The sequence below is a fragment of the Streptomyces sp. NPDC043685 genome, from assembly GCF_056436585.1.
Window position 1 is genome coordinate 79,887 of the sequence record NZ_JBWKCH010000006.1, and the last position, 14,637, is coordinate 94,523.

General features: G+C 71.7%; 11 protein-coding genes. 8 read left to right on the forward strand and 3 right to left on the reverse strand.

Annotation, left to right across the window (positions count from 1 at the left end):
• Positions 1 to 24: 24 nt before the first annotated feature.
• From AC0665_RS20580 to AC0665_RS20590, 3 genes are all read left to right on the forward strand, one after another.
• Positions 25 to 630 (forward strand): YdbC family protein, encoded by a 606-nt coding sequence (locus tag AC0665_RS20580; protein ID WP_468402483.1) that lies wholly within the window; start codon positions 25 to 27, stop codon positions 628 to 630.
• A gap of 171 nt (positions 631 to 801) precedes the next feature.
• On the forward strand, positions 802 to 1,461 hold the full coding sequence (locus AC0665_RS20585; RefSeq protein ID WP_363121716.1) for a histidine phosphatase family protein: 660 nt from the start codon (positions 802 to 804) through the stop codon (positions 1,459 to 1,461).
• 12 nt (positions 1,462 to 1,473) lie between these two features.
• Positions 1,474 to 2,379: an ADP-ribosylglycohydrolase family protein gene (locus tag AC0665_RS20590; protein ID WP_468402486.1), complete on the forward strand. Its 906-nt coding sequence runs from the start codon at positions 1,474 to 1,476 to the stop codon at positions 2,377 to 2,379.
• A gap of 366 nt (positions 2,380 to 2,745) precedes the next feature.
• On the opposite strand, the gene AC0665_RS20595 is transcribed toward AC0665_RS20590, so the two are convergent.
• A complete protein-coding gene (locus AC0665_RS20595) occupies positions 2,746 to 4,293 on the reverse strand; it encodes an MFS transporter (RefSeq protein ID WP_478604490.1) in 1,548 nt (515 codons plus the stop codon).
• A gap of 187 nt (positions 4,294 to 4,480) precedes the next feature.
• Here AC0665_RS20595 and AC0665_RS20600 point away from each other — a divergent pair, with 187 nt between their 5' ends.
• The 3 genes from AC0665_RS20600 to AC0665_RS20610 all read left to right on the forward strand — a co-directional run bounded on the left by AC0665_RS20600 (position 4,481) and on the right by AC0665_RS20610 (position 6,628).
• Positions 4,481 to 5,092, forward strand: a complete 612-nt coding sequence (locus AC0665_RS20600; protein ID WP_468639703.1) for a TetR/AcrR family transcriptional regulator — start codon at positions 4,481 to 4,483, stop codon at positions 5,090 to 5,092.
• Positions 5,093 to 5,228: 136 nt separating this feature from the next.
• Positions 5,229 to 5,930 (forward strand): ribonuclease HII, encoded by a 702-nt coding sequence (locus AC0665_RS20605; RefSeq protein ID WP_363121720.1) that lies wholly within the window; start codon positions 5,229 to 5,231, stop codon positions 5,928 to 5,930.
• A 68-nt stretch (positions 5,931 to 5,998) separates the two neighbouring features.
• Complete coding sequence (locus AC0665_RS20610) at positions 5,999 to 6,628, forward strand: hypothetical protein (protein ID WP_478604488.1); 630 nt, start codon at positions 5,999 to 6,001, stop codon at positions 6,626 to 6,628.
• Positions 6,629 to 6,977: 349 nt separating this feature from the next.
• Here the strand turns inward: AC0665_RS20610 and AC0665_RS20615 are convergent, their stop codons facing one another.
• Positions 6,978 to 7,589 carry a hypothetical protein gene (locus tag AC0665_RS20615; protein ID WP_363121722.1) on the reverse strand — a complete coding sequence of 204 codons (612 nt, stop codon included), beginning with the start codon at positions 7,587 to 7,589 and terminating at the stop codon, positions 6,978 to 6,980.
• Positions 7,590 to 7,902: 313 nt separating this feature from the next.
• On the reverse strand, positions 7,903 to 10,068 hold the full coding sequence (locus AC0665_RS20620; RefSeq protein ID WP_478705526.1) for a RecQ family ATP-dependent DNA helicase: 2,166 nt from the start codon (positions 10,066 to 10,068) through the stop codon (positions 7,903 to 7,905).
• A 141-nt stretch (positions 10,069 to 10,209) separates the two neighbouring features.
• Between AC0665_RS20620 and AC0665_RS20625 the strand changes: the two genes are divergently transcribed.
• Together AC0665_RS20625 and AC0665_RS20630 are read left to right on the forward strand one after the other, a co-directional pair.
• Positions 10,210 to 12,075, forward strand: a complete 1,866-nt coding sequence (locus AC0665_RS20625; RefSeq protein ID WP_478705527.1) for a DUF4192 domain-containing protein — start codon at positions 10,210 to 10,212, stop codon at positions 12,073 to 12,075.
• Between the two features lie 626 nt (positions 12,076 to 12,701).
• Positions 12,702 to 14,621, forward strand: coding sequence for a glycogen debranching N-terminal domain-containing protein (locus AC0665_RS20630; RefSeq protein WP_478604621.1), 1,920 nt, complete (start codon positions 12,702 to 12,704; stop codon positions 14,619 to 14,621).
• Positions 14,622 to 14,637: the final 16 nt, after the last annotated feature.

Genomic DNA, 14,637 nt, shown 5'->3' on the forward strand with positions numbered 1-14,637 from the left:
GGTCCATGGCCTTACCATGGCGCGGTGCTGGTCAAGTGGATTCGCTGCACCGTGGTGGACCGCCGCGGTTTCGAGCGGGGGCAGCGGAAGTGGGCGGGGCTTCTGGGGGAGCCGGGATTTCGCGGACAGGGGGGTGGCTGGAGCCGGGGGCGGCCGGATGTGGCGCACATCTTCGCGTTCTGGGAGAGCCGTGCCTTCTACGACTCCTTCATGGCCCGGTCCCACGACCGGCTCGCGTCGGCCCAGGCGGGCACGTTCAAGGACGCCCAGGTCAGGCTCTTCGACTACCGCTTCGACGTGAAGACCGGTTTCGAGCCGCGCTTCACCGACGCCGACCTGCTGCGCGTGGCGCTCTGCCGCGTTCACGAGGAGCGAGCCGAGCACTTCGTGCTGATGCAGGAGAAGGTCTGGAACCCGGCGATGGCCGGCTCGCCCGGCATGGTGCGCGGGCTGTTCGGTGAGGCACCGGGGAACGAGTTCCTGGTGCTGTCCATGTGGCGGTCGGCCGCGGAACACGGCAAGTACCGTACCGAACGCGTGGAACGGCTCGCCCTGAGGGCCCAGACGGAGGCGGATGTCGCGGCGCTCACCGGCGACGTCGTGGACATGGAGATGAGCTGGACGGTCTGATTCCGCCCGGCGGCGGATGCTCCGGATGCCCGACGCGGAGCGTCTCCGGGCGGCAGGTCCGGCCGGAGGAGCGTGCGACCGCGTGCCCCCTGGTGCGGGTTTCGTGTGACCTACGCTGTATGGGTGGGGTGGGAGTGCTCAGCGAACCCTCACCCGATCTAGGGTCTTGGCATGGCACGACCACGGCGCATCGTCCTTGTCCGGCACGGCGAGTCGACGGGCAATGTCGATGACTCCGTCTACGAGCGCGAACCCGACCATGCCCTGGCGCTGACCGAGCGCGGCCGGCGGCAGGCGGAGGCGACGGGCGAGCAACTGCGCGAGCTCTTCGGCGACGAGCACGTCAGCGTGTACGTCTCCCCCTACCGTCGTACGCACGAGACCCTGCGGGCTTTCCACCTCGACCCCGGACTCATACGGGTACGCGAGGAACCCCGGCTGCGTGAGCAGGACTGGGGCAACTGGCAGGACCGGGACGAGGTCCGCCTCCAGAAGGCCTACCGGGACGCGTACGGCCACTTCTTCTACCGTTTCGCCCAGGGTGAGTCCGGCGCCGACGTCTACGACCGGGTCGGCGGCTTCCTGGAGAGCCTGTTCCGCAGTTTCGAGGACCCCGACCACCCGCCGAACGTCCTCATCGTCACCCACGGTCTGGCCATGCGGCTGTTCTGCATGCGGTGGTTCCACTGGACGGTCGCGGAGTTCGAGTCGCTGTCGAACCCGGGGAACGGCGAGGTGCGGATGCTCGTTCTGGGGGACGACGGCAAGTACACGCTTGACCGGCCTTTCGACCGCTGGCGAGATCCCGAGCCGTACGGGATCACCGGATAGAGTGGCAGGGCGATGACCGCTGATTCCTCCCCCGACGTGCGCCTGGACCGCGCCCTGGCCTGCCTGCGCGGACTGTCCGTCGGGGACGCCCTGGGCTCCCAGTACTTCGTTCCGGTGAACTACCCGCTGCTCAAGCGCCGCGAGGTGCCCGCCGGAGTGTGGCAGTGGACGGACGACACGGAGATGGCCGGCTCGGTCGTCGCCGTCCTGGCCGCCCACCACCGCATCGATCAGGACGCCCTGGCCCACTCCTTCGCCGAGCATCACGACTTCGACCGGGGCTACGGCCCTGCCGTCAACCGCCTGCTGCGGCTCGTCCGGGAGGGCGGCGACTGGCGGGAACTCGCGGCCGCGCTCTTCAAGGGGCAGGGGTCGTGGGGCAACGGCGCGGCGATGCGGATCGCTCCGCTGGGCGCCTGGTACGCGGACGACCCTGAGCAGGCGACCCACCAGGCCGAGATCTCGGCCTACACCACGCACCAGCACCGCGAGGCCGTGGTCGGGGCCATGGCCGTCGCCGCGGCCGCCGCGTTCGCCGCCGCCCCGGACGGACCGCCCGGAGCCGGAGCCCTCCTCGACGGCGTCATCGATCTGGTACCGAAGAGCGCCGTGGGCGCCGGCCTGCGCCGGGCCCGGGACATGCTCGACTACGGCGATCCGGGCACGGTCGCGGCGGTGCTGGGGTGCGGACGGCGTACGACGGCCCACGACACGGTGCCCTTCGCCCTCTGGTCGGCGGCGAGAAGCCTCGGCGACTACGAGCAGGCGTTCTGGACGACCGCCCAGGTCGGCGGGGATGTCGACACCACCTGCGCCATCGTCGGCGGCGTGATCGCTGCCTCGAAGGCGGGGACACCACCCGCCGAGTGGATCGAGCGGACGGAGCCGCTGCCGGACTGGGTGCCCAGGTCGGCCTGAGCCCCGGAGCTTTCGGCGCTTTCGGAACTCTCCGTATATCTCGGGAACTCTCCGTGACCGGCCGTCCGTTGTCCTGACATCCGCTGTGTGAGCCGAGAGACCTCGGCCACGCCGGAGGTCATGCCGGGCGCGAAATGGGGGTGGTGGGTGGTCATGGAGGTTCTGCTCGCGGTTCTGATCCCATGGATGGGGGTTGTCGCGTACCGTGCCGGGCGGCTGTGGGCTGCTGGTGTGGCGCCCTCGCCTTCCGTCCCCCGCCTTCGCCCCGGCCGTGTCCCGCTCGCCGCGAACCGGCCCGGCGACCGCCGGCGGGTCTCCGGTGTACCCGCCTGCGCGCCGCCGCGGCCGCGTCGCGGTGCTCTCGTGTCAGCCGAGGCCCGGTCCGGCAGAACCGGAGAGTGCTTCGAGGTCGCTTGCGCGGACGCGGATCACCAGCCAGGCCGTCGCCAGTGCGAGGACGGCCATCGCGGCGGCCGGGATGAAGGCCGTCGAGATGCCGTGGGCCAGCACTTCGTGCCCCCACGGAGCGGGCAGCTGATGCGTCCTGGCGAACTCCGCCTTCTGTTCCGCGGACCCGTCGGCCATGAACTGCGGCAGCTGCTTCTCCGCCTCGTCCTTGGTCGCCGTGCCGAAGACCGTCGTCAGGATGGACAGGCCCAGCGATCCGCCCACCTGCTGTGTCGTGTTGAGCAACCCGGAGGCCGCTCCCGCCTCGTGCGGGGCGACCCCGGAGACCGCGGTGAGGGTCAGGGTCACGAAGTTCAGTCCCATCCCGAAGCCGAACACCAGCATCGGGCCGAGGACACCGCCGACGTACGAGCTGTCGGAGCTGATCAGTGCCTGCCAGGCCAGTCCGATCATCGCGAGCGCGGAGCCCGTGAGCATGAAGGGCTTGGGACCGAGTACCGGCAGGAACCGCTGCGACAGCCCCGCGCCGAGCGCGATCACGACGGTCACCGGCAGGAAGGCGAGCCCCGCCTCGATCGGGCTGTATCCGAGCACGTTCTGCACGAACAGCACGATGTAGAAGAACATGCCGAACATCGCCGCCGCGAGGCTCAGCATGATCACGTACGTGCCCGAGCGGTTACGGTCGGCGAACATCCGAAGCGGCGTGATCGGCTCCTTGGCCCTGGACTCGATGATTCCGAAGGCCAGCAGCAGCACCACGGCGGCGACGAAGGACCCGATGGTGAGGCTGTCCCGCCATCCCTCGTCCGCGGCGCGGATGAAGCCGTAGACCAGGGACGCCATGCCGGCGGTCGAGGTCACCGCACCCGCGACGTCGAAACGACCGCTGTGCCGCTCGGACTCACTGATGTACAGCGGGGTGAGCACGGCTATCAGCACGCCGATCGGCACGTTCACGAACAGCACCCAGCGCCAGTCGAGCCACTCGGTGAGCATGCCCCCGGCGAGCAGGCCGATGGCGCCGCCACCCGCGGAGACCGCGGCGAAGACACCGAAGGCCCGGTTGCGCTCCGGGCCCTCGGGGAACGTGGTGGTGATGAGCGCGAGCGACGTGGGCGAGGCGATCGCGCCTCCCACGCCCTGAAGCACCCGGGCAGCCAGCAGTTGCCAGGGCTCCTGGGCGAGGCCGCCCAGCAGCGAGGCGAAGGTGAACAGCAGGATGCCGGTCATGAAGACCCGGCGTCGCCCGAGGATGTCACCGGCTCGGCCGCCGAGGAGGAGCAGGCCACCGAAGGTGAGTGTGTAGGAGCTGACGACCCAGGTGAGGTCGGTCGTGCTGAACTCGAGCGCGTCTTGAATGTGCGGGAGTGCGATGTTCACAATCGTCGCGTCGAGCACCACCATGAGTTGGCAGGCCGCGATCACGGTGAGTGCGATGCCGGGGCGTCCCTCCCGGCGTGCCGCGCCTGGCTTTCGATCTTGGAGCAATGGAGAGGTTGTCACGATGAGTCCCCCACGACTGAATTAGTGAACGCTGGCGTTCACTGCCGGGTCAACGGTAGTGACCCCTCGACAGTGAACGCAAGCGTTCACTCGCGGCGTCGTCGTGCGGTACGTCCCCCTGTGTGGCCGCCCGGCGCGTCCCCCATCCCCGCAATGCCCGCTTCCTCTGCTCGTTGGAGAGAGTCAGATGGTTACCCCCAGCTGGGCGGATGCCCCCGCTCAGACGGCCGCCCGCCGCCGCGGCGCGGTACTCGAACACGCGATCCTCGAGGCCACGTTGGATCAACTCAGCACGGTCGGCTGGAGCGGCCTGACGATGGAGGGGGTCGCCGCCGGCGCCCAGACGGGCAAGGCGGCGGTCTACCGGCGCTGGCCGTCCAAGGAGGACCTGGTCGCCGACGCCCTGCGCGCCGGGCTGCCGCAGTTCGACGCGACCCCGGACGAAGGTGGGGTGCGTGAGGATCTTCTGGTGCTGTGTCTGCGCGCCCGTGACGCGATGTTCTCCCGCCCGGGCCTCGCGCTTCGCTCGGTGATTCACGAGTGCGACACGGCGCAAGCGGAACGCTTCCACGGCGTGATCTTCGAGGGAGTCGTGGAGCCCACCATGAAGATGCTGCGGGAAGTCGTCGACCGCGGGATCAAGCGAGGCGAGGTGCGCCCCGGGGCGGCGAACGGCTATGTCTTCGACGCCATGCCGGCCATGATGATGTATCGCTCCAAGATGTGCGGCTGTGAATGGGAGGATCATCAAGTCGAGGAGATGATCGACCAGTTGATGGTTCCGCTGCTGCGGGCCTGAGGGGTGCGACGCTCGGGCCGAGCATGTCCGCCGCTCCGGTCGGCCGGAGCTCCGCGCAGGCTCGCCGAGGCCGCGACACCGTCGGTGTGGACCGGGGTGTCGCGGGCGGTTCCGGGCGGCGTAATCTAGGGGCGCCATGCCGTACGAACCGCCTACTCACACCGTCGAGCGCTCCCTTCGCGCTACGACCGGAGCAAAGATCGTTGCAGGTGTCGACGAGGTGGGCCGCGGCGCTTGGGCCGGTCCCGTCACCGTCTGCGCGGCGATCACCGGACTGCGTCGGCCGCCCGACGGGCTCACGGACTCCAAGCTGCTCACCATCAAGCGACGCACCGCCCTCGCCGAGGAACTGCGGACCTGGGTGACCTCGTTCGCTCTCGGACATGCCTCCCCGGAGGAGATAGACGCCATGGGGATGACGGCCGCGCTGCGGCTCGCGGCGGAGCGTGCGCTGGATGCCCTGCCGGTCCGGCCCGACGCGGTCATCCTCGACGGCAAGCACGATTACCTCGGTGCCCCTTGGCGGGTCCGTACGGTGATCAAGGGGGACCAGTCCTGCGTGGCCGTCGCCGCGGCCTCGGTGATCGCCAAGGTCCAGCGCGACAAAATGATGGCCGAACTGGGTATCGACCATGCAGACTTCGGTTTTGCGGACAACGCCGGGTATCCATCCCCCGTGCACAAGGCCGCACTGGCGGAGCGGGGCCCCACGCCCTACCACCGCTTGTCGTGGGCGTATCTTGATGCGCTGCCCCAGTGGCGGCACCTCAAGAAGGCCCGCAGCTGGGCGGACGCAAGCGTTCCGGAGATCGAGGGTCAGCTCGGCTTCGATTTCTGACGGTTTCGTTCGTGCACATGCGTCACCCGCCGATGCGGTCCGTACTAACGTTTGATAAATATCAGCCCATGCCTCTCATTCCCGAGGAGCCTCAGATTCACGAGAGTGCCCAGGGTCCCCGCGCCACTCCGGCCAGTGGCCGTATCGCGCCGACCCCCCGTCCCGTACCCGGCCCCCGTCCCGCGGCTCCGTCGCGTCCCGGTCGTCCCGGCCCTTCGCGGCCGGCGCCGCCGGTGCAGCGTGCGCCGCGTGAGGTGGCCGCCGAGCCCGCTCCGTCGGGTCCCGCAGCCGGTGCCGCCGCTCCGGTCACTCCGCAGATCCAGCTGATCCCGGCTTCCGTGGAAGGCGCGCTCGACGCCGCCGAGGAGGCCGTGGACCTGCTGCTGGACTCCGGTCGTGCACCCGGCGACGTCCTGGTGATCACCACCGGCGAACAGCACCCGTGGGCCGCCCACGAGCTGTCGTTCGGTGAGGCCTCCTACTGGGCCCAGCACGACGCCGGCGACGACGTCTTCTACACGGACGCCGGTATCGCGGCCCGCGCCGCGTCACGTCCCGTGGTCGTGGTCGCCGTCAACGGCGGACCCGAGGCGGCAGCCGTGAGCGCCCTGTCCCTGGCCCACTCCCGGGCCGGTGCCCTGCTGATCGTCTGCGGAGACCCGCAGCGCATCAACTCGGTGCTGGGCGCGGGCGTCTGAGCCGGTGCCCCAGCGCCCGGCAGGGCGCTGGGGAATCACTTCGCACCCGCTGACGCGGCTCCGCACGGCGGGCGGTTCACCCTGCCGGGAGGGCCGAAAAGCCGTGACCACACCGGGACATCGGGGCTGGCTGTGCAGCGTTTCTGTGGCTGTCCCCGACCGTCGCGCCCACGGCGTCCCGGGCCGGTGCGTGATCACGTCGGTGGGGTACCCCTGGGTACCTGGCCGTGCGATCGCCCGCGACGGTGAGTCGAGGTGTTCGGTCCGGCTGTCCGCCCGGGAATCGTGGTGTGCCATGGGGTGGTGCGCGGTCCCGTCCCGGACCTTTGAGGAACGGCCGGTCCGGGACTCAGCGTGCCGCCGCCGCGCGGCGCAGTACCTCGGAGGCCCCGCCGGTGCGCGGTATGGGGGGCGGTGCCTCCGACGTGGCGAAGGGCTCCGGTGCCGAGGCCGAGTGAGGGCGGCGTCCGCCGCGCCCCTCACCGAGAACCTGCCAGCCGTCACGGGTCAGCGTGATGTACGCCCCGCAGCGCAGCCCGTGCAGGGTGCACGCGTCACGCAGCCCCCACATCCACGCACCGTCCTCCTCCGTCCAACGCGCGTCGCCCTCGCGGCAGTAGAGCAGCACCGCGGTGCGCACCGGCGTGCGGCGGCGCAGATCGTGCGGGATGACCCGGCGTAGCTGTGCGAGCAGCGCGTTGCGGAACATCCAGCCGTCGGCCGGTGCCGGACGGCGCACGAACGAGGCGCTCGCGCACAGCCGTTCATCAGGGTCGAGCACGGCCACGACAGCGGTCGCCGGCTGCGGGTGGTGCCGGGCGTGCAGTCCGCTGACGATCTCGCGGGGGCTGCGCAGGAGTGGGATCCCGGCGGCGGCCCATTCCGCGGGTTCGAGCAAGCGGTTGGCGGAAGCGGCGGACGTCGACGCCGCTGCCGAGGCCGGAGCGAATCCGAAGGTCACGGTCCTCCCTTCGGCTACGCGCCCACACTGCGGGCGGGGTCGGATTCCTGGGAGCGCGCACCGCAGCGAAGCCCTACCAAAGCTGGCGGACGAGCCGTGCGGGAGCGGACTTCAATTCTTCCTGTCGAACTTGATTGCGGCAACGAGCAATTGAGGCAGCCGACCGTTATCAGATGATGCGCGGCTAATATCCCCACCCTGTGTGTCGCCGGACCACCCATGGGGCGTTCGAGCCCGACACGTTCGTACGCCATGGGGGTGCGCGGCGTCCAGAGGTGCGCGCCGGGGCAGCCGCCACGAGCCGGGCGCGCCGTCAGCCCTGCACGGCCAGGACCAGCGGCAACACCCCCTGCGCACCGGCACGTCGGAGCATGCGCGCCGCCACGGCGAGGGTCCAGCCGGTCTCCGTGTAGTCGTCCACGAGGAGGACCGGGCCCTGGGCCTCGGCGAGAGCGGACGCCAGGGCGGGCGGCACGGCCAGGGCCCCGTCGAGTGCCTTGAGCCGCTGGGCGCTGTTGCTCCGGGAGCCCGGGTAGGCGTCGCCGGCGTACTCGACGGCGCCCAGCAGCGGAAGCCGGCCGATCTCCGCGATGCGCGTCCCCAAGGAGTTGATCAATTGCGGGCGGGTGCGGGAGGCGATCGTGACGACACCGGCCGGGCGGGGCTGGGCGTCCGGCACTCCCGGAGCCCAGCCGCCGGGGCCCTTCGCCCAGTCGGCCAGCACGCCCACCACTGCCTTCGCCACATCGTCGGGCACTGGCCCGTCGGCTGCCTGGGGCGAGAGCATGGGCCGCAGCCGGTTGCCCCAGCCGATGTCCGAAAGGCGTCCCAGCGCGCGTCCCGGTGCGGCTTGTTCACCGGCAGGGATGCGTCCCTTGAGGTCCACCCCGATCGCCGGCAGGCCGGTGGGCCACATCCGTCGGGGCTCGACCTCGACGCCTGCTCTGCCCAGGTCCGTGCGCGCGGCGTCGAGCGCCTCCTCGGAGGTGTCGGCCGCGAAGCGCGGACCGGCGCAGTTGTCGCACCGGCCGCACGGCTTGGCGGCCTCGTCGTCCAGTTGGCGTTGCAGGAACTCCATCCGGCATTCGGTCGTCGACGCGTACGCGCGCATCGCCTGCTGCTCGGCCTCGCGCTGACGCGCCACCCACGCATACCGCTCGGCGTCGTACGACCACGGCTGCCCGGTCGCGATCCAGCCGCCCTTGACCCGCTTCACCGCCCCGTCCACGTCGAGGACCTTGAGCATCGTCTCCAGGCGGGAGCGGCGCAGCTCCACCAGCGGCTCCAGCGCGGGCAGGGACAGCGGCTTCTCCGCGTGCGCGAGGGTGTCGAGCGTGCGGCGCACCAGATCCTCGGAGGGGAAGGCGAGCGACGCGAAGTACGTCCAGATCGCCTCGTCCTCCTTGCCCGGGAGCAGGAGCACCTCGGCGTGCTCCACCCCGCGTCCCGCGCGGCCCACCTGCTGGTAGTAGGCGATGGGGGAGGAGGGCGAGCCCAGATGCACCACGAAGCCCAGGTCGGGCTTGTCGAAGCCCATGCCGAGCGCGGAGGTGGCGACCAGGGCCTTCACCTTGTTGGCGAGCAGGTCCTCCTCGGCCTGCTGACGATCGGCGTTCTCCGTCTTGCCGGTGTACGAAGCGACCGTGTGCCCGCGCTGCCTGAGGAAGGCGGTGACCTCCTCGGCGGCGGCCACGGTGAGGGTGTAGATGATTCCGGAGCCCGGCAGATCGTCGAGGTGCTCGGCGAGCCAGGCCATCCGGTGCGCGGCGTCTGACAGCCGCAGCACACTCAAGGACAGGCTGTCCCGGTCCAGCGGGCCACGCAGCACGAGGGCGTCCGTGCCGCCGCCGGTGCCGAGCTGTTCCGCGACGTCGGCCGTCACACGCGCGTTGGCCGTGGCGGTGGTCGCGAGCACCGGCACACCGGGTGGGAGATCGGCGAGCATCGTGCGCAGCCTGCGGTAGTCCGGGCGGAAGTCGTGGCCCCAGTCGGAGATGCAGTGCGCCTCGTCCACCACCAGCAGACCGGTGGCGGCCGCGAGCCGGGGGAGCACCTGGTCCCGGAAATCCGGGTTGTTGAGCCGTTCGGGGCTCACCAGCAGGACGTCCACCTCGCCCGCCGCGATCTCGGCCTGAACGGCATCCCACTCCTCGGTGTTGGAGGAGTTGATGGTCCGGGCGTGGATGCCGGCCCGAGCCGCCGCCTCCACCTGGTTTCGCATGAGCGCGAGCAGCGGGGAGACGATCACCGTCGGACCGCTGCCCCGCGCCCGCAGCAGCGAGGTCGCCACGAAGTACACCGCGGACTTCCCCCAGCCGGTGCGCTGGACGACCAGGGCACGGCGTTTGTCGGCGACCAGCGCCTCGATCGCCCGCCACTGGTCCTCGCGCAGCCGTGCCTTGCCCGAGACGTCCCCGACGAGACGGGTGAGGACCGCGTCGGCCGCCGCTCGGAGTTCCGCGTTGTTCGTGTGCTCCATGCGACCCATACAACAGGACGGCTGTGACATTCGGAGCGGCGTACCGAGAGCTGTGGACTCAGCGACCCTGGGTGACGTGTCCCTGATCGGACTTATCCACAGGGGCAAGCGGAGGGTTTCGTTCCGCGAGATCGTCTTCGCATGACGAACCACAGCGAAACGACCGGATCCCCTGAGAACGGTGACATCAGCGGGTCTGAGACGCAGGGCGGGCACCAGACCGGAGCGCAGAAGAACAAGGGGCGTCACGCGTCCGGGCCGGACACCCCCAGCCCCGCGTACGACAGTCACGGCGGAGAACACCAGGTCACCCTGCGCACCCCGTCCGAATTGGCCGACGCCCTCCCTTACCTGCTCGGCTACCGGCCCGAGGACAGCATCGTCCTGGTCGCGCTGCACGACAGGGACGGACGAGGGCGGTTCGGCGGCCGGGCCCGGCTCGGCATCCCGGCGAACGCGGACGACTGGCCCTCCGCCGCCCGGCAGCTGTCCCAAGGCCTCGTGAGGGGCAGCGAGCGCCGAGGGGCCCGGCCCGAGTCGATGGTCGCGTTCCTGTGCCAGGAACCGGAGAAGGGCGAGACCGGCCGGCAGGTGATGGAGCGCCTGCGGCCCCTGGCCCAGAGGTTGCGTGTCGAGTGTGGCTCCATGGACGTGGTGGTGGTCGAGGCGCTGTGCATCTCGGATGGCCGTTACTGGTCCTACTGCTGCGACAACGCGGCATGCTGCTCCCCCGAGGGAGCCCCCATGGGCCTGCCCGGCACCTCGGTGCTGGCCGCAGCGGCCACGTATGCCGGCATCCAGGTGCGCGGCACCCTGCGAGAGCTCCGGGCGCGGCTGCTGCCCTGGGAGAACGCCGCGGCACTCGAGCAGGAAACGGCTCTGGACACCGCCAGCATGGCGCTCGTGCCGAGGATCCTCGACGACGTGGGCCGCGCCGCGGTGGCAGACGAAACGCTGTATCTCGCCGGGCAGACCCTGAAGCGCTTCGCCGAGGCACAGCCTGTCTCCGGCACGCTGCTGGCTGACCTTCGTGACGATGAACTGCTCGGGTGTGACGAGGCGGCCCGGCTGATCCTCGGGCTCCAGGACCGAGCGACCCGTGACCGTGCGGCCGAGTGGATGGAGGGCGACGAGGCCGCACCCGCCCTTCGCCTCTGGCGGACGCTGGCCCGACGCTGCGTCGGGCCGTACGGCGAACATGCCGCGGCACCGCTCACCCTCGCCGGCTGGGTCGCCTGGTCCACCGGCGACGAACTGGAGGCCCGGGAAGCTCTCGCCATGGCCCTGGGTGCCGATCCCGATTACCTCTTCGCCCGCCTCCTGCACCAGGCTTGCAACGAGGGCCTCGACCCGGAGGCGATCCGCAGCTGCCTGCGAGCGGGGCGCAAGGACCGTGGGGGCGTGGTGACCGATGTCCTGGAGCCGCTGGCGGACGGTGACATGCCGGATGGGCGCAGCGGGGCCGCCACGGCGCCCGAGCTCGAGGTGAGGGGCGATCCCGCGCGGGAGGCGGTGTCAGCGAAGTGTGAGCCGAGTGACGAGACGGCCCGGGTAGAGGTGCCGCGCGACGCCGAGCCGAACGGCACCCTTACACAGGCAGAGGCGCCGAAGGATGTCGGGCCGAACGACACCCGCACACAAGCAGGGGCGCCGCCCGAGTTCGGACCCAGCCACCAGCCCGCATCGGCAGCCCCGCCATCCCGCAGGCGTCGCCGCTTTCGCTCCGCCGGCTCTACCGGCGCGGCCCCCAACCGTACGAGCGTGGAAGCCGGTGACCAGGGCGCGCAAGCTCCCCGTCGGCGCACACCGGCGGCTGCCAAACGCTTCTCCGGTGCCGCTGAGACAGGTACGCGTCCGGGGCGTCCGATGACGGCCGACGTCACCCGGCCCGGCAGCGTCCGCAGGGGCCGCACCCGCGCAGGTGCGCCGAATACGACGGCCGTGCCGGGCAGGCGAGCGGACCAGGAAAGCGGGCAGTCCGGCCGCGGACCGGACGCAGAGGAGTGAGCCCTAGCCGGGCGGCGTCGAGGCGCAGGGCGCCGGGTCACGGGCGTGACTCGGAGGACGCTCACGCCGTTCACCTGAGTGGCGGAACGGCTGGAGAGGCCGTGACGCCGCACGGCCCCCGCCCCGCCGGAGCCCCCCGCCACCGGCGCCGAACCCGAACGAGGCGCACAGAGCGCAGAGGAAGCCCTCCTATGCAACAGCCGACTCCGCCCTCCTCCGCTGCCGATGACCGCCGCCTCCAGGGCGGGCCTCAACCGTCCCTCGGCCCGGGTCCCGCCCCAGCCCGGGCTGGGGATCCACCCGCCGGAGACCAGGTCGCCGCGCCGCGTCCAGCGACCCGGAGCGACGGCTACGGGCAGAGCTCCCCGGGCAGTGGGCCACATGCCCCTTCGCCGACCGGACCCGATTCGGGCCCGCCCTCGTCACCGGGTCCGGGGCGGTCGTCGCCTCGGTGGACGGATCAGAATCGTCGGCCCGGGCCGGGTCCGGACCACGGCTCGGCGCCGGCGTCCTTCCCCCAGGGGCGAAGGCCGTTCCCGGCGACGTATCCGCCCTCGCCCCCTCCCCGGGGCGCCACGGGCCCCGGGCTGCGCGGGTCCGCCGACCTGCCACCCGCCCACACCGTGATGATCGGAATCGCCCTCCCCGGCCTCGCCATCTCGACCGAGAAGGGCCAGATGGCCGGCCGTGGGCTGGAGGGGTTCTACCGTGCGGGCCGACGCGTGCTCTCCCGGTGCGAGATCCGCGTGGCCGGACGAGAACCCCTCGCGGTGCAGGCACGGATGGCCTCGGCCGACCGGGCCAGGTTCGTCGGCACGCTGCGCACCTCCCCACAGGCGGGGCCGGACCCCGAGGTGATCGTGGAGCGCAACCGCTTCGCGGACGGCACGGAACGGATCACTTTGCACAACGCGGTGCCCCGCCCGCTCCGTCTGCCGATGGAGATCGTGCTGGGGACCGACCTGGCCGACCTCGGGGCGATCGCCTCCGGCAAAGCGGGACCCGAACTCACTGCCAGTGTCCATGGCTCCGGGCTGCGCTGGTCCTGCGCCACCGGCAACGCGACCGTCACGGCCGAACCTCCTCCCGCGGACGCCCTGGCCTCGGCCGGGCTGCTGCGCTGGGAGGTCGACCTGCCGCCCGGTGGCAGCAGAACCATCGAACTGCGGGTGCGGCCGGACGGCGCCGGGCCCCTGCGTGCCGCGGGCCGGGCGGCGACCAGCCCCCTCGCGGCCGCGTGCGCGGAGGGCGACGATCCCAGAGTCCCCGCCCTCCTGCGCACCAGCATCGAGGATCTTCAGGCCCTCCTCCTGCGCGACTCCGCGAACCCAGCCGACACCCACCTCGCGGCCGGAGCGCCCTGGCGCTGCGGTCTCGCCCCCGCCGACGCGCTCGTGGCCGCCCGCATGGTGCTGTCGCTGGGCACCGGCCTGGCCGCGGGAACGCTGCGGACCCTCGCCCGGACCCAGATGACGGGTCCCACAGCGCAGTCCGGCATGATTCCCGGTCCGCTGCGGGACGCGGGACCGCACCTCCCACCGCAGTGCACCGGCACCGAGGCCACTCTGCTCTTCCCCGCCCTGCTCGCCGAGGCCCGCCGCTGGGGCCTCCCCGAGCAGGAGACGGACGCGCTGCTGCCCGCCGCCGAGCGCTGTCTGGCCTGGCTGCGGAAGACCGTGGGTGACGGCACGTACCTGCCGGACCCGAACCCGGGCGGTCTCGTCCGCTGCGACACACAGGCCCACGCCCACCGCGCCGCCGTGCTCGGCGCCGACCTGCTCGACGGCTGCGGCCGGGCAGGTGGAGCGGAACTCCGGCAGTGGGCGCAAGCGCTGAGGACCCGGTTTCGCAAGGATTTCTGGCTCGAGGACCGCGGAGGCGGCCGGCCCGCGGCGGCCCGTGCCCGGGACGGCGATCTCGTGCCTCACCTGGGCGCGTCCGCCGTGCACCTCCTCGACACAGGCCTGTTGGGCGGCGGTGAGCCTGCGCCGGGCCTGCTCGACAAGGTCCAGACGGAGCACCTCGCCCGCCTGCTCGGCAGCCCGCTCATGGACTCGGGATGGGGCCTGCGCGGACTGGGCGCGAAGGAGCCGGGTTTCAATCCGTTCGGCCATCGCACCGGAGCCGTACGGATCCACGAGACGGCGCTGGCCGTCGCGGGACTGGCCGCGGCCGGCTACGAGAAGGAGGCGAGTTCGCTGCTGCGTGGAGTGCTCGCGGCGGCCGAGGCCTTCACACACCGGCTGCCCGAGATGTACGCGGGGGAGCAGCGCACGGAGGGGAGCGCCCCGCTCCCGCACCCGGCGGCCTGCCGCCCCGCGGCCACGGCGGCGGCCGGTGGAGTCCTGCTGCTGACCACCCTCGCCGGCATCCGTCCCGATGCCCCGGCCGGGACGGTGACGCTGCGCCCGGTGCGCGGGGCACCCCTCGGCGAGGTCGGCTTCACAGGTCTGCGGGTGGCGGGCGCCCCGTTCTCCGTCCGGGTCAGCCGACTGGGGCTCGCCATGGTGGAGGAGGCAGCGGACGGGCTTCAACTGGGCGTGTGACCTGCGGCGATGTGCC